Source organism: Microbacterium sp. 1S1, assembly GCF_008271365.1.
In the GTDB taxonomy this organism is placed as follows: Bacteria; Actinomycetota; Actinomycetes; order Actinomycetales; family Microbacteriaceae; genus Microbacterium.
This window is the reverse complement of the sequence record NZ_CP043430.1, coordinates 760,092-785,620: the sequence shown is the minus strand read 5'-3', so window position 1 is coordinate 785,620 and position 25,529 is coordinate 760,092. Positions and strand designations below refer to the sequence as shown.

29 protein-coding genes are annotated in these 25,529 nt (G+C 71.0%); 13 read left to right on the top strand and 16 right to left on the bottom strand.

Going from position 1 to position 25,529, the window contains the following annotated elements; all coding sequences use genetic code 11:
- Positions 1-18: 18 nt before the first annotated feature.
- The 5 genes from FY549_RS04005 to FY549_RS03985 all read right to left on the bottom strand — a co-directional run bounded on the left by FY549_RS04005 (position 19) and on the right by FY549_RS03985 (position 4,043).
- Positions 19-585: a hypothetical protein gene (locus FY549_RS04005; protein ID WP_262381131.1), complete on the bottom strand. Its 567-nt coding sequence runs from the start codon at positions 583-585 to the stop codon at positions 19-21.
- Positions 554-2,335 carry an ATP-binding protein gene (locus FY549_RS04000; protein WP_262381130.1) on the bottom strand — a complete coding sequence of 594 codons (1,782 nt, stop codon included), beginning with the start codon at positions 2,333-2,335 and terminating at the stop codon, positions 554-556. The genes FY549_RS04005 and FY549_RS04000 overlap by 32 nt, the downstream gene beginning before the upstream one ends.
- Positions 2,328-3,005 (bottom strand): response regulator transcription factor, encoded by a 678-nt coding sequence (locus tag FY549_RS03995; RefSeq protein ID WP_149083932.1) that lies wholly within the window; start codon positions 3,003-3,005, stop codon positions 2,328-2,330. Before FY549_RS03995 ends, FY549_RS04000 begins: the two co-directional genes overlap by 8 nt.
- A 62-nt stretch (positions 3,006-3,067) precedes the next feature.
- Complete coding sequence (locus FY549_RS03990) at positions 3,068-3,580, bottom strand: putative immunity protein (protein ID WP_262381129.1); 513 nt, start codon at positions 3,578-3,580, stop codon at positions 3,068-3,070.
- A gap of 22 nt (positions 3,581-3,602) precedes the next feature.
- Positions 3,603-4,043, bottom strand: a complete 441-nt coding sequence (locus FY549_RS03985; protein WP_149083930.1) for a DUF6194 family protein — start codon at positions 4,041-4,043, stop codon at positions 3,603-3,605.
- 86 nt (positions 4,044-4,129) lie between these two features.
- Here FY549_RS03985 and FY549_RS03980 point away from each other — a divergent pair, with 86 nt between their 5' ends.
- Positions 4,130-4,843: a MerR family transcriptional regulator gene (locus FY549_RS03980; RefSeq protein ID WP_149083929.1), complete on the top strand. Its 714-nt coding sequence runs from the start codon at positions 4,130-4,132 to the stop codon at positions 4,841-4,843.
- A gap of 15 nt (positions 4,844-4,858) precedes the next feature.
- Here the strand turns inward: FY549_RS03980 and FY549_RS03975 are convergent, their stop codons facing one another.
- Entirely contained in the window at positions 4,859-5,614 is a 756-nt protein-coding gene (locus FY549_RS03975) for a DeoR/GlpR family DNA-binding transcription regulator (protein WP_149083928.1), read from the bottom strand.
- Between the two features lie 54 nt (positions 5,615-5,668).
- On the opposite strand from FY549_RS03975, the gene FY549_RS03970 reads away from it, so the two are divergent.
- Positions 5,669-6,034 (top strand): DUF4406 domain-containing protein, encoded by a 366-nt coding sequence (locus FY549_RS03970; RefSeq protein WP_149083927.1) that lies wholly within the window; start codon positions 5,669-5,671, stop codon positions 6,032-6,034.
- A gap of 9 nt (positions 6,035-6,043) precedes the next feature.
- Positions 6,044-6,220, top strand: a complete 177-nt coding sequence (locus FY549_RS16440) for a hypothetical protein (RefSeq protein WP_025102796.1) — start codon at positions 6,044-6,046, stop codon at positions 6,218-6,220.
- 21 nt (positions 6,221-6,241) lie between these two features.
- Here FY549_RS16440 and FY549_RS03965 read toward each other — a convergent pair whose 3' ends face one another.
- The 5 genes from FY549_RS03965 to FY549_RS03945 all read right to left on the bottom strand — a co-directional run bounded on the left by FY549_RS03965 (position 6,242) and on the right by FY549_RS03945 (position 10,610).
- Positions 6,242-7,606 carry an LLM class flavin-dependent oxidoreductase gene (locus FY549_RS03965; RefSeq protein ID WP_149083926.1) on the bottom strand — a complete coding sequence of 455 codons (1,365 nt, stop codon included), beginning with the start codon at positions 7,604-7,606 and terminating at the stop codon, positions 6,242-6,244.
- Between the two features lie 74 nt (positions 7,607-7,680).
- A complete protein-coding gene (pnuC, locus tag FY549_RS03960; protein WP_187614921.1) occupies positions 7,681-8,388 on the bottom strand; it encodes a nicotinamide riboside transporter PnuC in 708 nt (235 codons plus the stop codon).
- Between the two features lie 3 nt (positions 8,389-8,391).
- Positions 8,392-8,919, bottom strand: a complete 528-nt coding sequence (locus FY549_RS03955) for a GNAT family N-acetyltransferase (RefSeq protein ID WP_149083925.1) — start codon at positions 8,917-8,919, stop codon at positions 8,392-8,394.
- Position 8,920: 1 nt separating this feature from the next.
- The gene (locus FY549_RS03950) at positions 8,921-9,838 is read right to left on the bottom strand and encodes a DUF808 domain-containing protein (protein ID WP_149083924.1); all 918 of its coding nucleotides are present in this window, start codon (positions 9,836-9,838) and stop codon (positions 8,921-8,923) included.
- 49 nt (positions 9,839-9,887) lie between these two features.
- Positions 9,888-10,610, bottom strand: a complete 723-nt coding sequence (locus tag FY549_RS03945; RefSeq protein ID WP_200838990.1) for a FadR/GntR family transcriptional regulator — start codon at positions 10,608-10,610, stop codon at positions 9,888-9,890.
- Between the two features lie 128 nt (positions 10,611-10,738).
- On the opposite strand from FY549_RS03945, the gene FY549_RS03940 reads away from it, so the two are divergent.
- From FY549_RS03940 to msrA, 10 genes are all read left to right on the top strand, one after another.
- The gene (locus tag FY549_RS03940) at positions 10,739-12,334 is read left to right on the top strand and encodes an ABC transporter substrate-binding protein (RefSeq protein ID WP_149083923.1); all 1,596 of its coding nucleotides are present in this window, start codon (positions 10,739-10,741) and stop codon (positions 12,332-12,334) included.
- Positions 12,335-12,410: 76 nt separating this feature from the next.
- A complete protein-coding gene (locus FY549_RS03935) occupies positions 12,411-13,367 on the top strand; it encodes an ABC transporter permease (protein ID WP_149083922.1) in 957 nt (318 codons plus the stop codon).
- 1 nt (position 13,368) lies between these two features.
- Complete coding sequence (locus FY549_RS03930; RefSeq protein ID WP_149083921.1) at positions 13,369-15,420, top strand: dipeptide/oligopeptide/nickel ABC transporter permease/ATP-binding protein; 2,052 nt, start codon at positions 13,369-13,371, stop codon at positions 15,418-15,420.
- The gene (locus tag FY549_RS03925; protein ID WP_149083920.1) at positions 15,417-16,217 is read left to right on the top strand and encodes an ABC transporter ATP-binding protein; all 801 of its coding nucleotides are present in this window, start codon (positions 15,417-15,419) and stop codon (positions 16,215-16,217) included. The genes FY549_RS03930 and FY549_RS03925 overlap by 4 nt, the downstream gene beginning before the upstream one ends.
- A gap of 15 nt (positions 16,218-16,232) precedes the next feature.
- Positions 16,233-17,177 (top strand): dihydrodipicolinate synthase family protein, encoded by a 945-nt coding sequence (locus FY549_RS03920; RefSeq protein ID WP_149083919.1) that lies wholly within the window; start codon positions 16,233-16,235, stop codon positions 17,175-17,177.
- Entirely contained in the window at positions 17,177-18,109 is a 933-nt protein-coding gene (locus FY549_RS03915) for an ROK family protein (RefSeq protein ID WP_149085984.1), read from the top strand. The genes FY549_RS03920 and FY549_RS03915 overlap by 1 nt, the downstream gene beginning before the upstream one ends.
- On the top strand, positions 18,106-18,792 hold the full coding sequence (locus FY549_RS03910; RefSeq protein ID WP_149083918.1) for an N-acetylmannosamine-6-phosphate 2-epimerase: 687 nt from the start codon (positions 18,106-18,108) through the stop codon (positions 18,790-18,792). Before FY549_RS03915 ends, FY549_RS03910 begins: the two co-directional genes overlap by 4 nt.
- Complete coding sequence (locus FY549_RS03905) at positions 18,789-19,706, top strand: DUF4862 family protein (protein ID WP_159463840.1); 918 nt, start codon at positions 18,789-18,791, stop codon at positions 19,704-19,706. Before FY549_RS03910 ends, FY549_RS03905 begins: the two co-directional genes overlap by 4 nt.
- Before the next feature lie 104 nt (positions 19,707-19,810).
- Complete coding sequence (gene msrB, locus FY549_RS03900; protein ID WP_149083916.1) at positions 19,811-20,278, top strand: peptide-methionine (R)-S-oxide reductase MsrB; 468 nt, start codon at positions 19,811-19,813, stop codon at positions 20,276-20,278.
- The gene (gene msrA, locus FY549_RS03895; RefSeq protein WP_149083915.1) at positions 20,275-20,817 is read left to right on the top strand and encodes a peptide-methionine (S)-S-oxide reductase MsrA; all 543 of its coding nucleotides are present in this window, start codon (positions 20,275-20,277) and stop codon (positions 20,815-20,817) included. The genes msrB and msrA overlap by 4 nt, the downstream gene beginning before the upstream one ends.
- 87 nt (positions 20,818-20,904) lie before the next feature.
- On the opposite strand, the gene FY549_RS03890 is transcribed toward msrA, so the two are convergent.
- From FY549_RS03890 to FY549_RS03870, 5 genes are all read right to left on the bottom strand, one after another.
- Positions 20,905-21,705, bottom strand: a complete 801-nt coding sequence (locus tag FY549_RS03890) for an alpha/beta fold hydrolase (RefSeq protein WP_187614920.1) — start codon at positions 21,703-21,705, stop codon at positions 20,905-20,907.
- A 110-nt stretch (positions 21,706-21,815) separates the two neighbouring features.
- Positions 21,816-23,285 carry a catalase gene (locus FY549_RS03885; protein WP_149083914.1) on the bottom strand — a complete coding sequence of 490 codons (1,470 nt, stop codon included), beginning with the start codon at positions 23,283-23,285 and terminating at the stop codon, positions 21,816-21,818.
- 63 nt (positions 23,286-23,348) lie between these two features.
- Positions 23,349-23,768, bottom strand: a complete 420-nt coding sequence (locus FY549_RS03880; RefSeq protein ID WP_149083913.1) for a Fur family transcriptional regulator — start codon at positions 23,766-23,768, stop codon at positions 23,349-23,351.
- Positions 23,769-23,837: 69 nt separating this feature from the next.
- The gene (locus FY549_RS03875) at positions 23,838-24,752 is read right to left on the bottom strand and encodes a J domain-containing protein (protein ID WP_149083912.1); all 915 of its coding nucleotides are present in this window, start codon (positions 24,750-24,752) and stop codon (positions 23,838-23,840) included.
- A gap of 66 nt (positions 24,753-24,818) precedes the next feature.
- Positions 24,819-25,472, bottom strand: coding sequence for an IMPACT family protein (locus tag FY549_RS03870; protein WP_149083911.1), 654 nt, complete (start codon positions 25,470-25,472; stop codon positions 24,819-24,821).
- Positions 25,473-25,529 lie beyond the last annotated feature (57 nt).

Below are 25,529 nucleotides of genomic sequence, written 5' to 3'. Positions count from 1 at the left end.
TAGCCGTCGGCTCGGCCGTCACTCGTCGATGTCGGTACCCACGACCGCGAACGAGGCGTCGAGGGAGATGTCGATCGAACGGTTGTCCGTGGTGAGGACGGAGGCGTCGTAGGGGCTGACGTCGTCGGAGTCCACGTCGAGGTCGGTGATCATCCCGTCGGCCTCGGCGAGAGCCGCGTCGACGAGGGTGCGGATGGTCTCCTCGTCGAGGGTCAGGGTCGGCCCCTGATCGTCGGCGTCCGCAGCGTCGGTCGACACCACGCTCGCGCTGCGCTCGTCGTCGACGCGCACCTCGGTCTCGTCCCCGGCGGCGGTGGTCAGCTGCACCTCCCACGTCCCGTCGCGCTTCGCGTCGATCGACGTGACCTCGCCCTCGGCGGCGCTCTGGGCAGCGGCCGCGATCGCGAGGAGCTCGTCGACGTCGTCGGTGCCGATGCCGGTCACGGGCCCGCGGTCTCCGCTCGGGCGGGCGTCGTCGTCGTCGCGGTGATCGCCGCGCGGGCCGTGGTCGCCCTCGTGGCGGGGGCCCTCCATGGCGGGGCGGTCGTCGTCGTCACCGAACTCGTCGCCGATCGCGGCGCCCACGGCCACGCCACCGCCGGCGAGCAGCACCGCAGCCGCGATCCCGCCCCCGATGAGGAGGGCGCGCTTGCGTCCGGGCTTCGCGGGCGTCGATGCGACCGGTGCTTGCGGTGCGGCGTTCGGGGTGGCGGCCGGCTCGACCGGCACCGTCGGGGAGCCGGGGTTCGTGCCGTCGGTCGTGGCAGGGCCGGCGGGGGAGCTCTGTCCGGCGTTCTGGTCCTGGCCCGCGTTCGGGACGGCGGGTGCCGAGTTCTGACCCGCGGCGTCGTTCTCGTCCGGCGTGGGGTTCTGGTCGGGAGCAGGAGTCTTGTCGTTCATGTCTCGATGGTCTCCTGACGGCGCTGAAGCCACCCTGAAGCATCCTGAAGCCCCGTTCAGGAACCGATATCCCGGGCGAGGGGCCGAAGAGTGGGCCGGCCCGGGCGGGGTCAGGAGAGTGGGCCGGCCAGGGGAGGGTGACGGTGAAGCGGGCGCCGCCCCACCGGGAGGTGTCCACCGTGATCGAGCCGTGGGCGGCGGTGGCGATGCCCTGGGCGATGGCGAGGCCGAGGCCGCTGCCTCCCGCGTCGCGGCTGCGGGCCTCGTCGAGCCGGACGAAGCGTTCGAAGATGCGGTCCCGCTCCTCCGGCGGGATGCCGGCCCCGTCGTCTTCGACGGTGAGGGTCACGTGCTGCGGTCGTGATTCCGTCCCGATCGCGACGCGGCCGTTGCTGTGTCGCGCGGCGTTGTCCGCGAGGTTCCGCAACAGCTGGCCGAGCAGCCGAGGATCGCCCATGGTGCGGGCGGCGTGGATGCCGGAGCCGTCGACGTCGAGCCGGGTCGTCCGCAGCCGCCGCGCCTCCGCGAGGGCGAGGTCGTCGAGGTCCACCGGTTCCGCGTTCCCGGCCGCGCCTTCGTCGAGGCGGGCGAGGAGCAGCAGCGACTCCACGATGCCCTGGAGCCGGAGCCCTTCCTCGGACACCACCTCCGCGAGCTCACCGATGCTCGTCACCTCCGGATGCGCCTGGGCGAGCTCGGCGTGCTGACGGATCGTCGCCAGGGGAGACCGCAACTCATGTGACGCATCGGAGACGAACCGTCGCTGGGCGGTCGCCGCCGCGTCGAGCCGGTCCAGCATCCCGTTCATCGTGACCGCGAGGGAGCGGATCTCGTCCGCGGTGTCGGGAACGGGCACCCTGTGGTCGAGTCGTTCGGCGGTGATGCCCTCGACCTCCTGCCGGATGCGGGTGACCGGGCGCAGCGCGCGTCCCGTGACGAGCCAGGTCGTGACGGCCACGAGCAGCAGCAGCGCGGGGACGGCGATCGCGAGAAGCGCGGCCACCGTCGCGAGCGTCTCCGCCTCCTCGTCCAGGGGCACCGCCAGGACGAGGGTCTGGTCGCCCTCGACGCCCTCAGACACCACGATCATCGGCTCCCCGTCGACACTCAGCACCTGCGGATCGTCGTCCGCGGGCAGCGGGGAGGTGCCGAGCGCGTCGACGGCCTCCTCGCTGGCCGCCCTGACCGATCCGTCCGGCCCGAGCAGTTGCACGAGATCGTCGTCGAGTTGGTCGGGGCCACGCCGTCCGGGACCGTCGAATCGGTCGACGAGTTCTTCCAGCCGTTGCTCCGCCGCGCGTTCGGCGCTGCCGTGGATGCTCGCGCTCAGCACCCCGTAGAAGGAGAAGGCTCCGAGGAGCAGCGCGACCGCGACGACGAGGGTGGCACCGAGGGTGGTCCTGCCGCGGACCGATCGCCAGCGCCGCTCAGCCACCGTTCGCCGCCAACCGGTATCCCGCGCCACGGATGGTCTCGATGGCCTCGCGTCCGAACGGCTTGTCCACCTTGCGGCGGAGATGCCCGATGTAGACCTCGACGATGTTCGGGTCGCCGTCGAAGTCGTCGTCCCAGACGCCCGCGAGGAGGTCCCGCTTCGACAGCACCTGGCCACGATGCCGCATCAGGTGCTCGAGCACCGCGAACTCACGGGCCGTCACGGTGATCGGGGTGTCGCCGCGCCAGACGTGGTGCCCGGCGGGGTCCAGTCGCAGGTCGCCCGCCTCGAGGATCGTCGGTCGCGCGACGGCGCCGCGGCGCACGAGTGCGCGGATCCGCGCCACGAGGATCGCGAACGAGAAGGGCTTCGTGACATAGTCGTCGGCGCCGCTCTCCAGCGCCTCCACCTGATCCCACTCGCCGTCCTTGGCCGTGAGCATCAGTACCGGGGTCCAGTTCTCCTCAGTGCGCAGCGCCTCGCAGACCTTCCAACCGCTCATGCCGGGCATCATCAGGTCGAGCACGATGGCGTCGTACCGCGTCTCGCGCGCCCGCCACAGGCCGTCGACGCCGTTGTGGGCGACGTCGACCGCGAACCCCTCGGCTTCGAGTCCGCGGCGCACGCCCTCGGCCAGACGCACTTCGTCGTCCACCACCAGGATCCGCATCCCCCCAGTGTGGCGGGTCGTCGCTGAATCGGGGCTGAAGCGTGTGCGCGCCCGTGGCGGCGTCAGGTGAGTCGGGATTGGTGGATGCGGATGACGTCGCCGAGTGCGCCCGACGCGAGCATCCCGGGGCCGAGCGGACCGGCGGTGTCCGTGCCGAGCGGCGGGAGGGAGCGGAGGGCCGCCGCGGCTTCCGGGCCGAGGAGTTCCTGTTGCGCCTCGATCTCGGTGGCGGTCGCGGAAGGATCGTCGGGACGAGCGAGCCCGACGGCCACGGCGGCATACGCGGCCGCTCCCAGCGCGTGCGCCCCCATGTGAGCGACCCCGGCGGCCTGCGCGGCGGAACGCGCGGCGGCACGGCCGACAGGGGTCTGTGCGCTCGCCGCGGCGCGACCGGCGACGAAGCGTCGACGGATCTCTCCGGCCGCCGTCAGCTCCCCGCGGGCGAAGGCCCGGGTGCGCGCGATCGCGTCGCGCGCCCGGTCATCGGCGGGGTCCTCCCGTTCGAAGAGGGGGAGCACGCGCTCGGCGCAGTCTGCTGCCCAGACCGCGACGGTCCGCCGCTCCGCCTCTGTCATGCCCTGCACGGTGCCCACGCGCTCACCGGCTCCGTCGCTCGGCTCGGGCTCGCGCCTCGGCATGGGCGTCGCGCAGGAGCGTCAGGACGTGCTGTCCTGTGGCCTCCGCCGGGTTGATGACGCAGATCCAGCCCGCGTCACCGTAGAGGGGGTGGCGACGGAAGACGTCGACTGCCGTGGGTGCGGGATCGGTGGAAACGAGCGCAGCGGCACGTTCCCGACCGACGTGGATGTTGACGCGGAAACGTCCGGAGCTGTCGAGTGCGGAGGACGCGTCTTCGGGATAGTCCTTTGTGACGATGGTGCCGAACGGCTGCGTGCGCTCGGGCATCCGGCCGTCGGGGGCGTGGAAGAAGAAGGAGTCTCCCCAGGCGAGTTCCGGGAAGTCGCTGCCCGGCTCGGGGGTCACGGCGAGGGCGCCGTCGAGGGACCGCACATGGTCGATGATCTGCTGCCTGTCCATGCTTCAATGATCGGGTTGATGTCCTTATGGAGGGCTGGAGGCGGATATTGCGGGAGAGAACCATGCTGAACCCTCCAGAGGAGGTGATGAGCACACGCGCATTGGCCGCCCGCGTCGGCTACTCCGTGCAGCAAGTCCGCGACCTCGAACGCCTGGGCGTGATCCCGCCGGCCGTGCGAGCGGTGAACGGATACCGACAGTTCGGCGCCCGACATCTCATGGCACTGCGCGTCTACCGTGCGATGGCCGCCGCACTCGGCCCGGTCCCGGCGCGGGCGCTCGTGCCGGGCCTCGTCGCCGGGACGGTCGCGGAGGCTGCCGAGCGGATCGACGTCCTGCACGCGGAGCTGGCGGCCGAACGGGCTCGGGTGAACGAGGCGGTGCGGGCACTGGACGTCGCGCTCGCCGAGGCCGACGAGGTGTTCCTGACCGAGGACGCCCTGAGCATCGGCGAGCTCGCACAGGCGCTCGGCGTTCGTCCCTCGGCGCTGCGGCATTGGGAGCGCGAGGGCCTCGTGCGGCCCGCGCGCACCACGACCGCCGCCTCCTCGCGGACGTACGGTGCGACCGCCATCACGGAGGCGCGGATCGTCGCAGCTCTGCGTGCGGGTGGCTATGGCATCCCGGCGATCTCCGTCCTCGTCGAGCGGGTGCGGGCGCGGAGCGGTCCGGCGGAAGTGCGGGACGTCCTCGCCGCCCGCCTGGCCGACCTCACGCGCCGCAGCGTCGCGCTGCTTGCGGCCGCCGGGCATCTCCACGACCTCCTCGGCGACCGGACGGGCGCGGCGTCCGCGGACTGACGGCGGTGGCGGCGATCACGCGGCGTTCGGGCCCCCGACCTGCGTGTGAAGCTCGGCGATCAGCGGGTTCTCGTCGAGGGGGTCGGTGATGACCGCGTCCACCGCATCGAGCGGCAGGACCGGGTACCGCGAGACCGCGCCGATCTTCTCCTCGCTCGCCAGCACGATGGTCTCCGCGCACCGCGTCGCGAGAGCCCGCTTCGTGACGGCATCGTCCAGCTCGCCGGTGGTGAAGCCGGCGCCGGGGTCGGCGCCGGTCACGCCCAGGAAGAAGACGTCCGCGGCCAGATGTTGCACGGCCTCCATCGCCAGGGCACCGCCGGCCACCATCGAGTGCCGAGTCAGCTCGCCGCCGATGAGGATCACGCGCGCATCGGAGTGCGCAGCCACCGACAGAGCCACCGCCGGACTCGGTGTGATGACCGTGAGACCGGCTTCGGCGGGGAGGAGGGCGGCCAGGGCCAGCGTGGTGGTGCCGCCGTCCAGCACGATGGTGGACCCGGGCCGGATGTGCGCGACGGCCGCGCGGGCGACGCGCTCCTTGCTCTCGGTGGCCACGGTGGCGCGCTCGACCACCGGCCGATCCGCAGCGGGCACGGGGATGGCGCCGCCGTAGACGCGGAGCAGCCGGCCCTCTTCGGCGAGCTCGCGGAGATCGCGGCGGATCGCGTCCTCCGAGACGCCGAGATCCGCAGCCACATCTTTCGCCACGACGCGCCCCTCGCGGTCGAGGAGGGCGAGCAGGTGATCCTTGCGCTGGGCGGCGAGCATGTGTTTCCTCACGAAGTTGCACGTTCTTGCATGATTCAGACTACAGTCATCGGCATGACGAAACCACTCCTCATCCTCATCGCCGGTCCGTACCGCTCGGGAACAGGCGGCGATCCCGCCCTCATCGCCCGCAATCTCGCGTCCCTCGAAGAGGCCGCAGGCCCGATCTTCCGCCTCGGGCACGTGCCGATGATCGGGGAGTGGGCCGCCCTGCCCATCCTCCGCACCCTCGACGAGGCCGACGCGGGAGGCGGCGACGTAATGTACGAGACTGCCCATCGCCTCCTCCAGCACTGCGACGCGGTGCTGCGCCTGCCGGGGGAATCGGCGGGCGCGGACCAGGACGTCGCCATCGCCCACGAGCGCGGACTGCCCGTCTACCGCTCGCTGGACGAGATCCCGGCCGCCGCGACTCCGTAGGCTGGAGGCATGACCAAGAACATCTGGACCGTCCTCGGCGTCATCCTCGCCGTCGTCATCGCGTGGTGGATCGTCAGCGCGCTGTTCTCGGTGCTCTGGTTCATCGCGAAGCTCGCCATCGTCGCGGTCGTCGCCGTGGTGGTCTTCCTCGTGCTGCGGAGTCTCTTCACCCGCGACGCCGACTGATCCGCCTTCGGCTCGAACGGGTCAGAGGCGGTACTGCGCGGCGCGGTGCGTGGGCTGGACCCGGTCGCCGCGACCGTGCAGCTTGTGGCGCAGTGTGCCGGGGACGTACTCCTCGGGATAGGCGCCGCGCTCCCGCAGCACCGGGATGACGTGCTCGATGACGTCCTGCCAGGTGCCGGGGGTGACGGCGTACGCGAGGTTGAAGCCGTCGATGTCGGTCTCCTCGACCCACGACTGCAGTTCGTCGGCGATCTCGACCCCGGAGCCGACGATCGTCGGCCCGAGCCCGCCGATGGCGTTGTGGCGGCCGAAGTCCCCGACCGTCCACTCACGACCGAGGTCGGCCTCCTCCTTCAGGTGCTGCAGCACCGACTGGATCGCGTTCGACTCGACGTTCCCGACCGGCTCGTCCTCGGCGTACTGCGAGAGGTCGACGCCCATCCACCCGGACATGAACGTCAGCGCCCCCTCGGGACTCGCGTACGAGAGGTACTCGGCGTGCTTCGCAGTCGCCTCTGCGCTCGTCGCGGCAGTGATGACGGTGAGCAGTGTGTAGATGCGCGCGTCGTACCGGCCGCGCCCCGCGGCCTCGAGGGCGTCCCGGATCCGCTTCACGGTTCCGGCGAGCACCTCCTTGGAGGGGGCGGCGACGAAGATGGCCTCGGCGTTCTCCGCCGCGAACCTGACGCCGCGGGGGCTTGCACCGGCCTGATAGATCACCGGGGTGCGCTGCGGCGACGGCTCGGAGATGTGGATGCCGGGCACCGAGAAGTGCTTGCCCTCGTGGCGGATCGGGTGCACCTTCGACGGGTCGGTGAAGATGCCGCGCTCGCGGTCCTCCACGACGGCGTCGTCCTCCCACGAGCCCTCCCAGAGCTTGTAGAGCACCTCGACGTACTCGTCCGCATGGTCGTAGCGGTCGTCGTGGGCGAGCTGGTCCTCCTGACCCATGTTCCGGGCGGCGCTCGGCAGATAGCCCGTCACGACATTCCACCCGACGCGCCCCTGAGTCAGATGGTCGAGTGTGCTCAGCCGGCGCGCGAACGGATAGGGATGCTCGAACGCGGTGCCGGCGGTGACGCCGAACCCCAGATGCTCCGTCACCGCGGCCATCGCGCTGACCAGGAGGATCGGGTCGTTCACCGGCACTTGGGCACCGTTGCGGATCGCGGCCTCGTTCGTGCCGCCGTAGACGTCGTAGGTGCCGAGGACGTCGGCGATGAAGATCCCGTCGAAGGTCGCGCTCTCCAGGAGCTTCGCCAGCTCGGTCCAGTAGGAGAGGGTGTTGTACTGCCGCGACCGGTCGTCGGGATGCCGCCACAGGCCGGACGACTGGTGGGCGACGCAGTTCATGTCGAAGGCGTTGAAGCGGATCTGCCGGGTCATGCCCCCATGAAACGGGACGGGACCGCGTCGAGGCGAGCGGTGGCGACACGCACCGAAACAATCGGCGGCGTGGATCAGACCTCGCCGTCCGGACGGCGAGGACTCGGGTCGGGCGGGAGGATCACGATCGGGGGAGCGGCCTGGCGCTGCGCCCGCCACCAGATCACGAAGCCGACCGCGGTGAAGAGGCCGTAGAAGACGTACATGAGCCCCGTCGCGTAGTAGCCCGCGCTGAAGAGCAGGGGCACCCCGACGACGTCGACGGCGATCCAGATGAGCCAGAACTCGGTCCATCCCTTGGCCATGCCGTACGTCGCGAGCAGCGACCCGACGAAGGTCCAGGCATCGGCCCAGACCGGTTCCCACGAACCGAGGGCGCGGAACACCGGCGTCAGGGCGACGGTTCCGATGGCGAGCGCGAGCACCAACCCGATCCGGGCGCGGGCCGGCGCCCACCGTGGCACGACGCGGCCGCCGTCGGCGTTCCGCCAGCGGATCCATCCGTAGATCGCGACGGCGATGAACATGACCTGTCGCCCGGCCTGCCCGAGCAGATGCGGGAGAGAGGGATCGGGGCTGAGCGCGGAACCGAGGAACACCGTCAGCAGCAGGACGTTGCCGACGATGCCGACCGGCCAGGCCCAGACCTTCCGCCGCATGCCGCCGAGGGCGCTCGCGAGTCCGAACGCGTTCCCGACGACCTCACGCACCAGAAGGGTCTGCCCGCCCGGCAGCACCCAGGAGGAGGAGAACGTGTCGACCAGCCACTGCAGGAGACCCATCGGCTAGAGCGCCGCGTCGGGGGTGGGGCGCTCGTCGAGCACGAGCTGCAGCATGCTGAGGTCGAGCCAGCGGCCGAACTTCGCGCCGACCTGGGGCATGCGCCCCACTTCGCGGAATCCGAGTCGTTCGTGCAGGGCGATGGAGGCGGTGTTGCCGCTCTCCACCCCGCCGATCATCACGTGCATCCCGTCGGTCCTGGCTCGGGCGATGAGCTCCGTCATGAGGGCCGTGCCGATTCCTCGGCCGCGCTGGTCGCCGCGCACGTAGACGGAGTGCTCCACGGTGAGGCGGTAGCCGCTATGCGGGCGCCACTGAGCGTAGGACGCGTAGCCCACCACGCCGGTCTCGTCGGCGGCGACGACGACGGGATAGCCGCGTGCGGTCCGATCGGCGAGCCAGGCTGCCCGATCGGAACGGTCCACCGCCTCCTCGTTCCAGATCGCGGTCGTGTGCACGACGGCGTGGTTGTGGATCGCGGTGATCGTGTCGAGGTCGGCGTTCTCGGCGTCCCTGAGATGCACGGCGCTCATGTCAGACGTGGATGTCGGCGGGGGAGGCCTCGCCCTCGTGGAAGCTCGGCTTCCTGCCGAAGAGCTTCGCGATGCCGAGGACGATGCCGACGATCACGAGACCCCAGACGAGACCGGCGATCGCCGAGATGATCGTGTCGACGACCCACACGATCACGCCCCCCAGCGGTTCGAGGGCGTGCTCGACCGCGTGCAGCACGTCGACCGGGGCGTGCAGACCGACTTCGCCGAGGTTGACAAGGACGAGGTGTCCGCCGACCCAGAGCATCGCGACGGTGCCGAGCACGCTGATGAAGCGGAAGACCGCGGGCATCGACCGGACGATCCGGGTACCGGTGTGCCGCACGCGCTGCACGGGGTTCTTCGCCATCTTCAGCCCGATGTCGTCGATCTTCACCAGCAGAGCCACGGCGCCGTACACGGCGATGGTCATGAGCAGTGCGATCACGGCGAGGATGGCGAGGGTCGACCAGATGTCGAGTCCCTTGTCGAGGCTGGCGAGCGAGATGAGCATGATCTCGGTCGAGAGGATGAGGTCCGTGCGGACGGCACCGAGCACGAGCTTCCTCTCGTCGCGGGCTCCCTCGTCAGCGTGGCCGTGGTGCACGCCGAACCACTCGAGCACCTTCTCCGCGCCCTCGAAGCAGAGGTACGAGCCGCCGAGGATCAGCAGGTACGGCAGTACCCACGGCGCGAAGGCGGTGAGGAGGAGGGCGATCGGGATGATGATGACGAACTTGTTCACCAGCGACCCGAGGGCGATCTTGCCGACCACGGGGAGCTCACGAGCCGGCGTGATGCCCTGCACGTACTGCGGGGTGACGGCGGCATCGTCGATCACGACTCCGGCGGCCTTCGCCGACGCCTTCATCGCGGCGCTCAGGATGTCGTCGACGACGGCGAGCAGTCCAACGGACATGCGGGTCCTCTTTCCGTGGGTGGGAAAGTCAGACTACCGAGTCCTGGGCTCAGGCCCGCACGTCCTCTGCTGTCGCTAGCACGCGCTGCAGCGGCTGGTAGTGCTCGATGACGGCTCGGCGGTAGCGCTCGACGTCGCCCGCGCGTGCGGCGTCCAGCATGTCGCCGTGCGCCTTGGCGGTCTTGTGGATGTCATCGGGCTGGGCGATGCCGAGCTGCGGGAGCACGGCGGTGTGCACGTCCCAGAAGGCTCCGACGAGCTGGCCCACCAGGCGGTTGTCGATCGCGCCGAAAAGCCGGGTGTGGAACGCCCGGTCCTCGTCGAGGAAGTACTCGCCGCGGCCGGCCTTGTCGACCATCTCGGCGACGAGCTCGTCGAGTTCCGGGTCCTCCTGCGCCTGGGCGGCCCCGACCACGCGCTCGGCCATGGAGAGATCGAGGGCGAGGCGCACCTCCACGACCTCGCGCAGCGCCTGCAGTGAGCCTTCGGGGGAGAGCACACCGCGGAAGACGAGCGCCTCGACCATCGGGTCCAGCGACATCGCGCCCACGTAGGTGCCGTGTCCGTGCCGGACGTCGACGATGTCGAGCGTGGAGAGCGTGCGGATCGCTTCACGGACCGAGGAGCGCGAGACGTCGAGTTCCTCGCACAGTTCGGCCTCGGTCGGCAGCGGGTCGCCGGGGGTGAGTCCGCGTGTGAGGATGAGCTGCTTGATCTGATCCGCCGTCGTGGCTCGCCGCATCCGCGACGCCCTCCCCGTGGTGGACTTCATAGGGTCCCTCTCCTGCCTGCCGGAAACGCTCCGATCCTCTCACTCTTGTGATCCGGTCGAACGTGTGTTTAGAGTACATCAGACGTCTGATGTCCTCAAGGCGTCGCCCCCCATCACCTGGAGCACACATGAACCGACACATCACTCGCCGCCGGGCGGGTCGATTCGCGATGGCGGTCGCTGGCACGGTCGCCGCGTCCCTCGCGCTCGCCGGCTGCGGCGGCGGTGCCGAGAGCACCGTCGAGAGCCCCGCCGCGAGCGACATCGACCCGGACGGCATCATCGAGGCCGGGATCTCGTACACCCTGAACGGCAGCTTCGACCCGATGGTCGCGTCCGGCGCCGTGACGGTCTCGGCGAACTGGCACGTCTTCGAGGGACTCATCGACCTCGACCCGGTCACGCAGGAGCCCGCCCCCGCCCTTGCGGCCGACTTCCCGACGCAGGTCGACGAGACGACCTATGACATCGACCTCCGCGAAGGCGCGACGTTCCAGAACGGAGACCCGGTCACCGCCGACGACGTGGTCTTCAGCTACGAGCGCGTCCTCGACCCGGCGAACAACTCGCTGTTCCGCTCGTTCGTCGAGTTCATCGACACCGTCACCGCCGTCGATGAGGACACCGTCCGGATCACCACCGACTATCCGTTCTCCCTCATCGACGATCGTCTCGGCGTCGTCAAGATCGTGCCGAAGGCCGTGGTCGAAGCCGACCCCGAGGGCTTCGGCGCGAACCCGGTCGGCTCCGGCCCCTACGCCCTCGTCTCCGCCGTGCCCGAGGACAAGATCGTCTTCGAGCGGTACGACGACTACAACGGCCCCCGTCCCGCGCTCGCCGCCGGCATGAACTGGAACCTCCTCGCCGATGCCTCCGCCCGCGTCACCGCGATGTCGACCGGCACGGTGCAGGCGATCGAGGACGTGCCCTACATCGATGCGGACGGACTGGCCGCCTCGGCCGAGGTCGAGAGCGTGCAGTCCTTCGGCCTCCTCTTCATGATGTTCAACACGAAGGCCGAGCCGTTCGACGACGTTCGCGTCCGCCAGGCGCTGCATTACGCGCTCGACATGGACAAGATCATCGAGACCGGCATGCTCGGCAACGCCACCCCGGCCACGTCGTTCCTTCCCGAGGACTACCCGAACTACCACGAGGCGTCCACCGTCTACTCGTACGATCCGGAGAAGGCGGAGGAGCTGCTGGAGGAAGCCGGCGTCTCCGACCTCGCGATCACGCTGCGCATGACCGACACCGGCTGGGTGAAGGAGGTGGCGCCGCTCATCAAGGAGTCCCTCGACGCGATCGGCATCGACACCACCCTCGACATCAGTCAGTCGGCCTCGATGTACGAGAAGGTCGACTCCGGCGACTACACGGTCGCCATCGCCCCCGGTGACCCGTCGGTGTTCGGCGTGGACCCCGACCTGCTCATGAACTGGTGGTACGGCGAGAACGTCTGGACCCAGACCCGCACCGCCCGGTCCGACTCCCCGGAGTACGCCGAGCTGCGCACGCTGCTGGACACCGCCGTCACCCAGGAGGGCGACGAGCAGCAGGAATCCTGGAATCAGGCCTATGACCTGATCTCGGACCAGGCCGTGCTGTACCCGCTGTTCCACCGCAAGCTGCCCACCGCCTGGAACTCCCAGGAGCTGGTCGGCTTCCAGCCGGTCCCCACGACCGGACTGTCGTTCCTCGACGTCGGCGTGGCCGCGAAGTAGCACCTGACCGACAGCGCGGGGGTGCGCTCACCCGAAGAGCGCGCCCCCGCCACCCCACCTCCGGAAGGAGCGGCACGTGTCCCACACGCTCCGCCTCGTCGGCCGGCGACTGCTGCAGTTGCCGCTGATGATCCTCGGCATCACGTTCCTGGTCTTCTTCGTGATGTCCTTCTCACCCGTCGACCCGGCGCGCACTGCGCTCGGCGAGACCGCCTCCCCCGAAGCGCTGGAGGCGTACCGCGAAGACCACGGACTGAACCTCCCGCTGCTCGTCCGCTACGTGAACTTCCTGTTCGGGCTGGTCCAGGGCGACCTGGGCACCTACTCCGCCCGCAGCCTGCCCGTGGTCGACGAGGTCGCCAGGGCCTTCCCGGTGACGCTCGCCCTGACCTTCCTCGGTCTCCTGATCGCGGTCATCGTCGCCTTCGTGATCGGCGTCCTCGCCGCGGTCTCCCGCGACCGCTGGCCCGACCAGGTCATCCGCGTCTTCGGCGTCGCCGCGCTGTCCACGCCCTCCTTCTGGCTCGCGATCCTCCTCATCCAGGTCTTCACCCTGGCGCTCGGGGTGCTGCCGGCCTCGGGCCCGCTTCCGGCCTTCGCCGACGACCCGTCCGGGTGGCTCGCCCGGATGACCCTTCCCGCGGTGGCCCTCGCCGTGCCCGTGATCGGGCAGCTGTCCCGCGTCGTGCGCACCTCGATGGTCGAGGAGCTCGACCGCGACTACGTGCGCACCGCCCTCGGCGCCGGCATCCCGCGGGTGATCGTCGTCGGTCGCAACGTGCTGCGCAACGCGCTGATCACCCCCGTGACCGTGCTGGGTCTCCGCATCGGGTACCTGCTCGGCGGCGCCGTGGTGATCGAGATCATCTTCGCGATCCCCGGCATGGGCACCCTCATCCTCAACGGCGTCACCAACAACGAACCCAATCTCGTGCAGGGCGTGACGCTCGCGGTCGCGCTGGCCTTCGTCGTGATCAACATCGTCGTCGACCTCCTGTACGTGCTCATCAATCCTCGAATCCGGGCGGTGTGACATGCGACGCAGACTCACGGAACGGCTCTCCGTCCCCGGCCTCCGCTGGGGCCGCCTCTCCCTCGGCTCGATCGTCTGTCTCGCGGTGCTCGCGATCATCGCGCTCGCCGCGATCCTGGCTCCGCTGATCGCGCCGTACGACCCGCTCGCCTCCGGCTCCCCGGTGCAGCCACCGAGCGCGGAGCACTGGTTCGGCACCGACCGGCAGGGTCGCGACATCTTCTCCCGGCTGGTCTACGGCGCCCGCTACTCCCTCGTGATCGGGCTCGGGGCCACCCTCGTCGCCCTCGCGGTCGCCTGCGTGCTGGGCACGGTCGCCGCGACCGCGCCGAAGTGGATCTCCGAGACCCTCATGCGCGTCATGGATGTCGTCATGTCGTTCCCCGGCATCGCGCTCGCCGCCGTGTTCGTGGCGGTGTTCGGCAAGTCGCTGCCGGTGCTCGTGCTGACGATCGCGTTCCTCTACGTGCCGCAGCTGACCCGCATCGTCCGCGCGAACATCCTCGACCAGTACGGCGAGGACTACGTCTCGGCCGTCCGCGTGATGGGCGCCGGAACTCCGCGCATCATCGTGCGGCACGTCGCCCGCAACGCCATGGCGCCGGTGCTCGTCTTCGCCACGGTGCTCGTCGCCGACGCGATCGTGTTCGAGGCCTCGCTGTCGTTCCTGCAGGCCGGTGTGCCCGACCCCGAGCCGTCGTGGGGCAACGTGATCGCCGCCGGCCGCAATCTGCTCATGAGCGGGGCCTGGTGGGCGACGTTCTTCCCCGGCATCCTCATCATGATCACGGTGCTGTGCCTCAACATCCTGTCCGAGGGGATGACCGACGCGATGGTGTCGCCACGCGCCAGGAAGGTCACGGCCGACGCCGCGAACACGGAGGAGTCGACGCACGACCTGGAGGAAGCCGCCGCCCCGGACGACACCCACGTCATCCCGACGGTCGACACCGCGGTCAACCTCTCGGTGCCCAGCGGTGTGCCCGATGTGCTCGTGCCCACCGCGGAGGCGGTGCCGCTGGCCGAACGCCTCGCCGAGCTGCGCGCCCGCGAACTCGCCCGCACCGATCGCCTGGTGTACACGGGGGACGCCGCGCCGCTGCTCGCGGTGCAGGACCTGTGCATCTCCTTCCCGCGCCACGGCGACGTCGACGTGGTCGATCATGTCAGCTTCACCGTGCGCCCCGGCGAGACCATGTCGCTCGTGGGGGAGTCGGGGTGCGGCAAGTCCATCACCTCGCTGGCGATCATGGGCCTGCTCGATCCGAAGGCCGACATCCGCGGGCGCATCCTGTTCGACGGCAGGGATCTGCTGCGGATGACGCCGAAGGAGCGCAACGTGCTGCGCGGCCACGACATCGCGATGATCTATCAGGACGCCCTGAGCTCGCTGAATCCCGCGATGCTGATCCGCGCGCAGATGAAGCAGCTCACATCCCGCGGCGGCACCCGCACGGCGGAGGAGCTGCTGGAGCTCGTCGGTCTCGACCCGAAGCGCACGCTCGCCTCGTACCCGCACGAGCTGTCGGGCGGTCAGCGGCAGCGCGTGCTCATCGCGATGGCGCTGACCCGCGACCCGCGCCTGGTGATCGCCGACGAGCCCACGACGGCCCTCGACGTGACGGTGCAGGCCCAGGTCGTGGAGCTCCTCATACGCCTGCAGCGGGAGCTCGGCTTCGCACTGGTGTTCGTCTCGCACGACCTCGCCCTCGTCGCCGAGCTCTCGCACCGCATCACGGTGATGTACGCGGGTCAGGTCGTCGAGCAGGGCACCACGCGTGAGGTGCTCACGCAGCCCGTCCACGAGTACACGCAGGGCCTCCTGGGCGCGGTGCTCTCGATCGAGGCCGGCTCTGACCGCCTGCACCAGGTGTCGGGCGTCGTGCCGTCGCCGCGGGACTTCCCGGAGGGCGACCGCTTCGCCCCGCGCTCCGCGGATCCCACGCGATACGTCGGCGTGGAACCCGTGCGGCGGCACATCGCCGGCACCGAGCACTACTACTCCGCGCATCCCGACGATGCGCCCGTCGAACCGATCGGAGCAGGGCGATGAGCGAACCCGTCATCCAGCTGCAGGACGTGCGCGTCCGCTACCGGGCCCGCAGCTCGTCGTTGTTCCGCCCGCAGTACGTCGACGCGCTCGCCGGGGTCTCGCTGACGGTCCGCCGCGGCCAGACGCTGGGGATCGTGGGCGAGTCCGGCTCCGGCAAGTCCACCTCCGCGAAGGTGTTGATCGGTCTCGAGAAGCCCACGAGCGGGCGGGTGATCTTCGACGGGCAGACGGTGCGCACGTTCACGCCCGCGGTACGACAGCGCCTGGGGCGTATCCTCTCCGTGGTCTTCCAGGATCCCGCGACGGCTCTGAACGCCCGCATGACGGTGCGGGACGCGCTGCTCGATCCCCTGCAGGTGCACCGCCTCGGGAGTCCGGCGAGCCGGGAGCGCAAGGTGCGCGACCTCATCGGGCTCGTAGGGCTGCCGTCCTCCGCGCTGGAGGCACTGCCCCGTCAGCTCTCCGGCGGCCAGCGGCAGCGCGTCGCGATCGCCAGGGCTCTCGTGCTCGACCCGCAGGTCATCGTGGCCGACGAGCCGACCTCGGCCCTCGACGTTTCCGTGCGCGCGCAGATCCTGAACCTCCTGACCGACCTGAAGCAGCAGCTCGGACTGGGCATGGTCTTCATCTCCCACGACATCCAGACGGTCCGTTACCTCTCCGACGAGATCGCCGTGATGAACAAGGGCCGCGTCGTCGAGCACGGCGACGCCGCCCGGGTCTTCGACGACCCCGCCGACCCCTACACCCGCACGCTGCTGGGGGCTGCGCCCTCGCTGCTCGAACCCCACCACTGAAAAGACGGAACACCCATGCCTTCCCCCGCTCCCGCCCTCTCGTTCTCCGGCGTCGTCCCGCCCGTCGCCACCCCGCTGCTCCCCGGCGGGACGATCGACCACGCGTCGCTCACCCGTCTGGTGGAGCGACTCATCGGGGAGGGCGTCTCCGGCCTGTTCGCGCTCGGCTCCACCGGCGAGACGGCCTACTTCACCGACGACCAGCGCGTCGAGCTGCTGCAGACGATCGTCGCCGCGAACGCCGGACGGGTCCCCGTCATCGCCGGGGCGATCGAGCTCACGGCCCCTCGCATCATCGAGACGGCGCGCCGGCTCGCCGCCGCGGGCGCGCAGGCGATCGTGACCACCGCGCCGCTGTACACGCTGAACTCGCCGGCCGAGGTCGCCGCGCACTTCCGGACGATCGCCGCCGCGATCGACGTTCCCCTGTGGGCCTACGACGTCCCGGTGCGCGTGCACTCCAAGCTCGGCATCGACCTGCTCGTGCAGCTCGGCCGGGAGGGCGTCCTCCAGGGGGTGAAGGACTCGTCCGGCGACGACGTCGGCTTCCGTCGACTGATCGCGGCGAACGATGCCGCGGGCCGCCCGCTGCAGCTGCTCACCGGGCACGAGGTCGTGGTCGACGCGATGGCCCTCGTCGGTGCCGCGGGTGTCGTCCCCGGCCTCGCGAACGTGGAGGCCGCGGGCTACGTGCGCCTCTGGGAGGCCGCGCAGCGGGGCGACTGGGCGACCGCCCGGGCCGAGCAGGAGCGCATCAACCGTCTCTTCGACATCGTGTTCCAGCCGCAGGGGCTGTCCGGCGACGCGACCGGTGTCGGAGCGTTCAAGGCGGCGATGCACGCCCGCGGCATCATCGACCACGCGGCGATGGCCGACACCGTGGAGCCGCTCTCCCCGCAGGCCGTCGCCGGCATCCGCACGATCCTCGACGAGCTCGGCCTCCTCCCGGTCGCGGTGTGATGCGCCAGGTCGTCCTCGCCGTCGACATCGGCGGCACCAAGACGGCCGCGGCGCTCGCCGACCGGGCGGACGCGCTGCTGCGCACCGCCGCGGCGCCGACCCCCGCGAGCGGGGGCCCCGCCGCGGTCGTGGCGACGGTCGCCGCGCTCGCGGAGCGGCTGCTCGACGACCGGACCGTGCTCGCCGGGGTCGGCATCGGTACCGCGGGCGTGGTCGACGCACAGTCGGGGACGATCGTGTCAGCCACCGAGACCTTCGCCGACTGGCCGGGCACTCCGCTGGCCGCTCTGATCCGGGAAGCCCTCGCGGACCGCCTCCCCGCCGATGCGCCGGTCGCCGTGCAGAACGACGTCGACGCACACGCTGCGGGGGAGTATCTCCACGGTGCCGCCGCCGGAACAGCGAGCGCCCTCGTCGTCGCCGTCGGCACCGGGGTGGGAGCAGGCATCGTCTTCGACGGCCGGCCGGTGCGCGGAGCCCACCACGTCGCGGGCGAGCTCGCACACCTCCCGATCCCAGGCGCCGCGCACCTCCGCTGCCCCTGCGGCCGGAACGGACATCTCGAGGCCCTCGGCTCCGGTGTGGGGCTGCACCGGCACTATCTGTCGCTCGGCGGTGACGCGGGAGTCCCCGACGCCCGCGCGGTGGCCGCCGCAGCCGGGGCCGGTGACGCTCTCGCCGTCCGCGCCGTCCAGGACTCCGCCGCCGCGGTCGGCCGGGCGCTCGCGGGAGCCGCCACGCTCCTCGACCCGGAGCGCATCGTCGTCACCGGCGGTGTGCCGCGGATCGGTGAGCTCTGGTGGGACTCCCTGCGGGCCGCCTTCCGCGCCGACGCCATCGACGCTCTGCATGCCACCCCCATCCTGCCGGGCACGCTCGGCGACGACGCGCCGCTGCGAGGAGCCGCGGCTTCCGCCTGGAGGCGACCATGACCCCGACCCCCACCCTCGAACGCCTGCGCGGCGGCCTGATCGTCTCGTGCCAGGCCTACCCCGGCGAGGCGATGCGCGACCCGCGGACCATGGCGCAGGTCGCCGAAGCCGCCCTCGTCGGCGGTGCCGCCGGGATCCGCGTGCAGGGCATCGACGACATCCGTGCGGTGGCGGCGCTCCCGGTTCCGATCATCGGACTGTGGAAGGACGGCGACGCGGACGTCTTCATCACGCCGACGCTGGAGCATGCCGTGGCCGTGGCCGACGCCGGCGCGGACATCGTGGCGATCGACGGCACCCGTCGCCCCCGGCCGGACGGCCGCACGCTCGCTGAGACGATCGCCGGCCTGCGCGCGCGCTCGGACGCGCTCATCATGGCCGACTGCGGCTCGCTCGACGACGCGATCGCTGCGGAGGCCGCGGGCGCCGACATCCTCGGCACCACCCTCTCCGGCTACACCGGTGAGCGGCCGAAGGGCGACGGCCCCGACCTCGACCTCATCGGCCTCATCGACCGGCAGTGCACGCGACCGATCGTCGCCGAAGGGCGCATCCACACCCCGGCGCACGCCGCCGCCGCGATGACCGCGGGCGCCTTCGCGGTGTGCGTCGGCACCGCCATCACGCACCCCGCCACGATCACGTCCTGGTTCGCGCGGAGTCTCGCCGAGGCCCGTCCGTGACTCCCGTGCTCCTCAGCGCGTACCCGCTGTCTCCGGCGCACGCCCGGTGGGATCCGGCATTCGAGGCCGCGCTGCTGCCGGAGCTCTGCGCGCTCCCCGGGGTGGCAGGGCTCGAGGTGCCGTGGATGGGGGCGGTCCATCCGCACGACGCCGCCTGGTTCCTCGACCACGTGCCGGCGGTGCCGCTCGCCGTCACGCCGGTGCCCTTCGTCATGCGCCGACTCGGCGAGGAGCCGGCGTACGGGCTCGCCTCGCCGCACGCGGACGGCAGAACGGCAGCGCTCGCGGATCTCCGCCGCGTGGCGGACGATGTCGCGCGGCTCAGCGCCGAGAGCCCGGCGTCCGTCGCCGTCGTCATGCTGCACTCCGCCCCGCGGGGGCTCGGTGAGGCGGACGCGCTCGCCCGGTCGCTGGAAGAGGTCGCCGCGTGGGACTGGAGCGGAGCGCGGCTCGTCATCGAGCACTGCGACGCCGCCGTTCCCGGTCAGACGCCGGAGAAGGGATTCCTCCCGCTCGCTGCCGAGATCGCGGCGATCCGGTCCGCCGGTGCCCCGGTCGGCCTCTGGCTCAACTGGGGGCGGTCGGCGATCGAGCTGCGGGATGCGGACGCGGTGACCGCGCAGATCGCCGAGGCGGCGGACACCGGGCTGCTGACCGGGCTCGCGTTCTCCGGAGCCGCTCCGGTGGAGAGCCCGTACGGACCCGCCTGGACGGACGCGCACCTGCCCATCGCGGAGGCCCATCCCGCGTCCGCGTCGCTGCTCGACGCGGCGCACGTCCGCGCGGGGCTCTACGCCGCGGGCGACGTGCCCTGGCGCGGCCTCAAGGTCGCGCGGCGGCCGGAGGATCGCACGGTCGCGGAGGTCGTGCGGACCGCGGAGCGGAACCTCGCCGTCGTCCGGGACGCGGGCTGACCGGAAACTCCCAGCCCGCTCCCAGCCCCACGGGACCAAAAGCCGGGCTCTCGTGGTTCTCCTCTGTGACGCCGCAGCCAGCGGCGTCGGACAAGGAGCCACTCATGTCGAACGACTACGGCAGGACCCCCGAGGCCGTCAGCGGTCTCACGAACCTGCAGTACGAGGTCACGCAGCAGGACGCCACCGAGCCGCCCTTCCGCAACGCCTACTGGAACAATCACGACGACGGCATCTACGTCGACGTCGTCTCCGGCCAGCCGCTCTTCTCTTCGCGGGACAAGTACGACAGCGGCACCGGCTGGCCGAGCTTCACGCGCCCGATCGACGCCGACGCCGTGACCACGAAGACCGACCGCACGCTGTGGATGACCCGCACCGAGGCGCGGTCCTCCGGGGCCGACAGCCACCTGGGACACGTCTTCGACGACGGACCGGCGGCGGAGGGCGGCCTCCGTTACTGCATGAACTCGGCGGCCCTCCGCTTCATCCCGGCGGAGGATCTCGAGAAGGAGGGGTACGGTCGCTACAGCCCCCTCTTCACCACCCACACCTCTGAGGAGCAGTCATGACCGACACCGGAACCATCACCCGCACCCCCGGGACCGAGACGGCCGTCCTCGCGGGCGGCTGCTTCTGGGGCATGGAGGACCTCATCCGTCGCCAGCCCGGCGTGCTCGACACTCGCGTGGGCTACACCGGCGGGGAGAACGACCACGCCACCTACCGCAACCACCCGGGTCACGCCGAGGCCGTGGAGATCGTGTTCGACCCGAGCCAGACGACCTACCGCGACATCCTCGCGTTCTTCTTCCAGATCCACGACCCGTCGACGCTGAACCGTCAGGGAAACGACATCGGGTCGAGCTACCGCTCGGCGATCTTCCCGCTGACCCCCGAGCAGGAGCAGGTCGCCAAGGACACGATCGCCGACGTCGACGCCTCGGGCCTGTGGCCGGGCAAGGCCGTCACGACGATCGAGCCCGCCGGACCGTTCTGGGAGGCGGAGCCGGAGCATCAGGACTACCTGATCAAGTATCCGAACGGCTACACCTGCCACTTCCCCCGCGCGGGCTGGGTCCTCCCGAAGCGCGAGGAAGCCACCGCCTGATCCCGAGACCCCGCTCTCACTTCGAGACCCCCTCCTGCACACGCGTGCGGGAGGGGGTCTCGGCGCGTAGACGGGGTCTCGGCGGGGTCAGGACTCGGCGAAGAAGGCGAGTGCGGCCTCCTTGAAGTCGCGCGAGCCGGGGGCGTTGAAGTGGTGGCGGTTCGGGAGCTCGACGAAGCGGGCGTCGGGAGCGGCGGCGGCCAGAGCGCGAGAGCCCTCGATGATCGCGTCCTTGGATCCCGTCGCGAACAGCAGCGGGACGACCGGGGCGTCCGCCGGGTCGGGGTCGATCGTGCCGGAGGCGCGGAGCCCCTCCGCGAGGGCGACGAGTGCGCGCAGGTCGTTTCCCGGCACGCGCTCGGTCAGCGCGATGTAGTTCTGTGTCGTGCGGTCCTCCACCGGCGTGCCGTCCGTGATGTACGCGCGGACCTGGTCGAGGTCCAGGCGCGCGAGCGGGATCCCGTCGGGCACACCGCCGAGCACCGCACGACCGATCCGGTGCGGGAGTTCCCGGGCGACCTCCCAGCCCACCCGGGCGCCGAGGGAGTAGCCGAGGTAGAACGCGTCGTCGACGAGATACGTGTCCATGACGGTCTCGACGTCGGTCACGAGGTTCCGGATGGCGTACGCGTCGGACTCGTGCGGCTTGTCGCTCTGCCCGTGGCCCCGCTGGTCGAGAGCGAGCACGCGGTACCCGGCCCTGGTCAGCTCGCGCACCCAGCCGGTCAGCACCCAGTTGTCGCGGGCGCCCGAGGCGAAGCCGTGCACGGTCACCACGACGGGCGCGTCGAGCTCGCCCCACGTATAGGTCGCCAGTCGTGCGCCGTCCGCCGCGTAGACGTGCTGCGGGGCGGGCATCTCGGTCAGGTCGGAGAGGGAAACAGCCACCCCACCATCCTCCCCCTCTCGTCTGTCGACGCCGAGACCCCGGTTACACGCCGAAACCCCCTCCCGCGGTGTCGCGGGAGGGGGTTTCGAGGAGAACCAGGGGTCTCGGGTCAGACGCGGTCGCGGAGAGCCGCGCCGAGCTCGGCGTCCACGTTCGTCCAGTACTGGAAGAAGCGCTCACGGATGGCGTCGACCGTGATCGAGCGGCCCTGACCGGTCAGCACCTCCAGGAAGCGGGCGCGCTGCGGGCCGTCGAAGACCTCGCGGTACAGCGTGCCGGCCTGACCGAAGTCGTCGTCCTCGGCGTGCAGCGTCGCGGCGGAGCGGGTGAGCTCGCCGTCCGCCGACCAGTTCACCTCGATGCCCTTCGCCGGGTCGGCCTCGGGGCCGCCGGGGGCTCCGAAGGAGTTCGGCTGATAGGTGCGGTGCGCGGCGTCGTTGTACTGGTACCGCATCGAGCCCTCGTGCTGGTAGTTGCGGGTCTCGGCGGCGTGCGGCTGGTTCACCGGCAGCTGGTTGTAGTTCGCGCCGATGCGGTGACGCTGAGCGTCCGGGTAGGCGAACATGCGGCCCATGAGCATCTTGTCGGGGGAGATGCCGGTACCGGGCACCTGGTTCCCCGGGGCGAAGCCGGCCTGCTCGATCTGCGCGAAGAAGTTCTCGGGGTTGCGGTTCAGGGTCAGCGTGCCGACCTTGATACGCGGGTAGTCCTTCTTCGAGATCGTCTTGGTGAGGTCGAACGGGTTGAAGCGGTAGTCCTTGGCCTCGTCGTAGGGCATGATCTGCACGTACAGGTCCCACTTCGGGAAGTCGCCCGCGGCGATCGACTGGAACAGGTCGCGACGGTAGTGATCCGCGTCGCTTCCGGCGAGCTGCTCGGCCTCCTCCGGGCTCATCGCCTCGACGCCCTGGTGGGAGATGAAGTGGTACTTGACCCAGAACACCTCGCCCTCGGCGTTGATCCAGGAGTAGGTGTGCGAGCCGTAACCGTTCATGTGGCGCCAGCTACGGGGCAGGCCGCGCTCGCCCATGAGGTAGGTGACCTGGTGGGCGGTCTCGGGCGAGAGCGTCCAGAAGTCCCACTGCATGTCGGCGTCACGGAGCCCCGAGTCGCCGAGGCGCTTCTGGGAGTGGATGAAGTCGGGGAACTTGATGGCGTCGCGGAGGAAGAACGTCGGGGTGTTGTTGCCGACGATGTCGAGGTTGCCCTCGGTCGTGTAGAAGCGCAGCGAGAAGCCGCGCACGTCGCGCCAGGTGTCCGGAGAGCCCTGCTCCCCGGCGACGGACGAGAAGCGAAGGAGCGTCTCCGAGGTGGCGCCCGGCTGGAACACGGCGGCCCGGGTGTACTTCGAGACGTCCTCGGTGACGACGAACTCACCGAACGCCCCGCCGCCCTTGGCGTGCGGGTTGCGCTCCGGCACCCGCTCGCGGTTGAAGGAGGCGAGCTTCTCGACCAGGTAGTGGTCGTGCAGCGCCGTGGGGCCGTCGGGGCCCACGGTCAGCGAGTGCGTGTCGCTCGCGATCGGCGCTCCGGCCTGCGTCGTCGTGGCCGGACGGCCCGCATCGGTGGGGTTGGTCATGGTGTTCTCCTTCTGCGCGCGGACATGCCGAACGGCCCCTCGCGGAGGGATCGGCGGATGCGCCTACGCGGCGTTCTGGCAGCTGGGGCAGAGGCCCCAGAAGGTGACTTCAGCTGTCTGCACGGTGAAGCCCCCCGTCGAGGACGGGGTGAGACACGGCGCCTCGCCGACGACGCAGTCCACATCGCCGACCGCACCGCAGGCGGTGCAGACGACGTGGTGGTGGTTGTCGTCGATGCGCCGTTCGTACAGCGCCGCGGAGCCTGCCGGTTCGATCCGGCGGATGAGGCCCGCCGTCGTCAGGTCCGCGAGGATGTTGTGCACCGACTGGATCGACGTGGTCGGAAGCACGTCGGACACGGCGCGGTAGACCCGCTCCGCATCCGTGTGGGCCATGGAGCCGAGAGCCTCGAGAACGGCGACGCGGCCCGCGGTCGCACGCAGCCCGGCGTCGCGCAACGCCGAGTCGAGTTCCGTTTCCATGCGCCCGACTCTACACGTTTTTTGAGTGATTCAAAAGAGCATGCCGGGATGCCGGGCGCGTCGCCGTCGTCAGACGAAGCGGACCGTCTGCTGGAGCCGGGTGCGGACGTCGAACAGTTCGTTGCCGCCGATCGCCCGCGCTCCGGGGACGCCCTGTCGCAGCACCATCGCCAACGCGCTGCGACGCACCACGACGACCGGAACCCCGCGGCTGCTCCCGAGCGGGGTCACCGCCTGGGCGAGATCGTCGTCCGGCAGCACCACGATCGCGCCGCCGAACTTCACCTTCGCCGCCTTCGCCACCGCGCGCATCCGGGCGAGGGCCGCCGTGACCGGGGCTCGTGTGACGCTCGGACCGGTGATCTCCCCGCGGCGGAAGCCAACGACCCCGCCGAAGTCCTCGGACATGACGCCGTAGAGGCCGGAGGGGCTGAGCACCACGTGGTCGAGCTTGTCCTCCGGCGTCTGTCCGGCGGCGACGTCGTGCCACACCGTGAAGCCCATGCCGAGGTCGGAGACCGTCCGGGCGGTGGCCTCCTCCGCGAGCGCATCGGCGAGCAGCCGCCGGAGCTCCCGCGGGGCGGCGCGCACGAGAGCGGGGGCGTACGGATCGGGCACTTCGACCCCGTGGCCCGCCCACTCGCGGATCAGGGAGAGATAGCGTTCGCGGCGCCAGCCGCCGGGGTGTCCGTAGGAGCGGGCGCGCGGCCTGGTGTCGGTGCGCACGGTCTGCGGGCGCCAGCCGCTCCACTCGCCGCCGTCGTCTGTCAGTCCCGCGCGGCGGTCGTACGCGGCGCGGTCCTCGGCGGTGCCGACGAGCTCCCATGCGCGTTGCACCTGGATGAACACGGCCGCATCGCCGCCGGTGTCGGGGTGGGTCTGGCGCAGTCGCAGCCGATACGCCCGGCGGAGCTCGGCCTCGTCGACCGCCGGATCCACGCCGAGGATCTCGTACGGCGAGGCCGAGAGCGGACTGTCGAACATCGCTCTCCTTCCGCGACCGCGGCGTCCAGGATATCCGTCGGACGGCGTGCGGTCGCCGGGAGCGGTTCACTCCGGGACGTCGACGATCCGCTCGACGCCGATCACCGGGGCCACGGCACCTCCCGACGCCGCGGCGAGGTCGGCGGTCAGCCGCGGCATCGCGGCGGCGGGCACCCAGACCTCCAGTCGCGCGGAGGCCCCGTACGCCGGTGTGCCGAGCGTCGCCCCGTGGGACGCAGCCCAGTCTCGGAGCAGGTTGTCGTAGCGGCCCGCCTCGGCGTGCGGCACGTCGACGGTCGCCTGCGTGAGCGCCTCGCGTCGGACGAGTGCGGCCCGGTCCAGCGTCTCGGACACCGCGGTGGAGTACGCGCGGATGAGGCCACCTGACCCGAGCTTGACTCCGCCGAAGTACCGGGTCACCACCGCGACGACATCCGTGAGACCGCGGCGCCGGAGGACCTCGAGCATCGGGACGCCGGCCGTGCCGGAGGGCTCGCCGTCGTCGGACGACCGCGCCTGATCACCGTGCAGACCCGTCACCATCGCGGTGCAGTTGTGGTTCGCGTCCCACGCCCGCTTCCGGACGGCCGCGATCACCGTCTCCGCCTCGGCCACCGTCGACACCGGTGCGACGTGGGTGAGGAACCGCGATTTGCGGATCACGAGCTCGTGGTCGACGGCCCCCGCGATCGTCGCCGGGAACGGGTGCGGTGTCGACATCGGCCCCACGATACCTCCGTTCGGATCGCCTGAAGGGTTCCGGATCCGGGCCGGAGG

Coding starts and splice junctions, on each gene's coding strand:
- FY549_RS03995 (WP_149083932.1), bottom strand. CDS start 3,005: ATGCGGATCCTGGTGGTGGACGACGAAGTGCGTCTGGCCGAGGGCGTG.
- FY549_RS03990 (WP_262381129.1), bottom strand. CDS start 3,580: ATGACAGAGGCGGAGCGGCGGACCGTCGCGGTCTGGGCAGCAGACTGC.
- FY549_RS03985 (WP_149083930.1), bottom strand. CDS start 4,043: ATGGACAGGCAGCAGATCATCGACCATGTGCGGTCCCTCGACGGCGCC.
- FY549_RS03980 (WP_149083929.1), top strand. CDS start 4,130: ATGAGCACACGCGCATTGGCCGCCCGCGTCGGCTACTCCGTGCAGCAA.
- FY549_RS03975 (WP_149083928.1), bottom strand. CDS start 5,614: ATGCTCGCCGCCCAGCGCAAGGATCACCTGCTCGCCCTCCTCGACCGC.
- FY549_RS03970 (WP_149083927.1), top strand. CDS start 5,669: ATGACGAAACCACTCCTCATCCTCATCGCCGGTCCGTACCGCTCGGGA.
- FY549_RS16440 (WP_025102796.1), top strand. CDS start 6,044: ATGACCAAGAACATCTGGACCGTCCTCGGCGTCATCCTCGCCGTCGTC.
- FY549_RS03965 (WP_149083926.1), bottom strand. CDS start 7,606: ATGACCCGGCAGATCCGCTTCAACGCCTTCGACATGAACTGCGTCGCC.
- pnuC (WP_187614921.1), bottom strand. CDS start 8,388: ATGGGTCTCCTGCAGTGGCTGGTCGACACGTTCTCCTCCTCCTGGGTG.
- FY549_RS03955 (WP_149083925.1), bottom strand. CDS start 8,919: ATGAGCGCCGTGCATCTCAGGGACGCCGAGAACGCCGACCTCGACACG.
- FY549_RS03950 (WP_149083924.1), bottom strand. CDS start 9,838: ATGTCCGTTGGACTGCTCGCCGTCGTCGACGACATCCTGAGCGCCGCG.
- FY549_RS03945 (WP_200838990.1), bottom strand. CDS start 10,610: ATGAAGTCCACCACGGGGAGGGCGTCGCGGATGCGGCGAGCCACGACG.
- FY549_RS03940 (WP_149083923.1), top strand. CDS start 10,739: ATGAACCGACACATCACTCGCCGCCGGGCGGGTCGATTCGCGATGGCG.
- FY549_RS03930 (WP_149083921.1), top strand. CDS start 13,369: ATGCGACGCAGACTCACGGAACGGCTCTCCGTCCCCGGCCTCCGCTGG.
- FY549_RS03925 (WP_149083920.1), top strand. CDS start 15,417: ATGAGCGAACCCGTCATCCAGCTGCAGGACGTGCGCGTCCGCTACCGG.
- FY549_RS03920 (WP_149083919.1), top strand. CDS start 16,233: ATGCCTTCCCCCGCTCCCGCCCTCTCGTTCTCCGGCGTCGTCCCGCCC.
- FY549_RS03915 (WP_149085984.1), top strand. CDS start 17,177: ATGCGCCAGGTCGTCCTCGCCGTCGACATCGGCGGCACCAAGACGGCC.
- FY549_RS03910 (WP_149083918.1), top strand. CDS start 18,106: ATGACCCCGACCCCCACCCTCGAACGCCTGCGCGGCGGCCTGATCGTC.
- msrB (WP_149083916.1), top strand. CDS start 19,811: ATGTCGAACGACTACGGCAGGACCCCCGAGGCCGTCAGCGGTCTCACG.
- msrA (WP_149083915.1), top strand. CDS start 20,275: ATGACCGACACCGGAACCATCACCCGCACCCCCGGGACCGAGACGGCC.
- FY549_RS03885 (WP_149083914.1), bottom strand. CDS start 23,285: ATGACCAACCCCACCGATGCGGGCCGTCCGGCCACGACGACGCAGGCC.
- FY549_RS03880 (WP_149083913.1), bottom strand. CDS start 23,768: ATGGAAACGGAACTCGACTCGGCGTTGCGCGACGCCGGGCTGCGTGCG.
- FY549_RS03875 (WP_149083912.1), bottom strand. CDS start 24,752: ATGTTCGACAGTCCGCTCTCGGCCTCGCCGTACGAGATCCTCGGCGTG.
- FY549_RS03870 (WP_149083911.1), bottom strand. CDS start 25,472: ATGTCGACACCGCACCCGTTCCCGGCGACGATCGCGGGGGCCGTCGAC.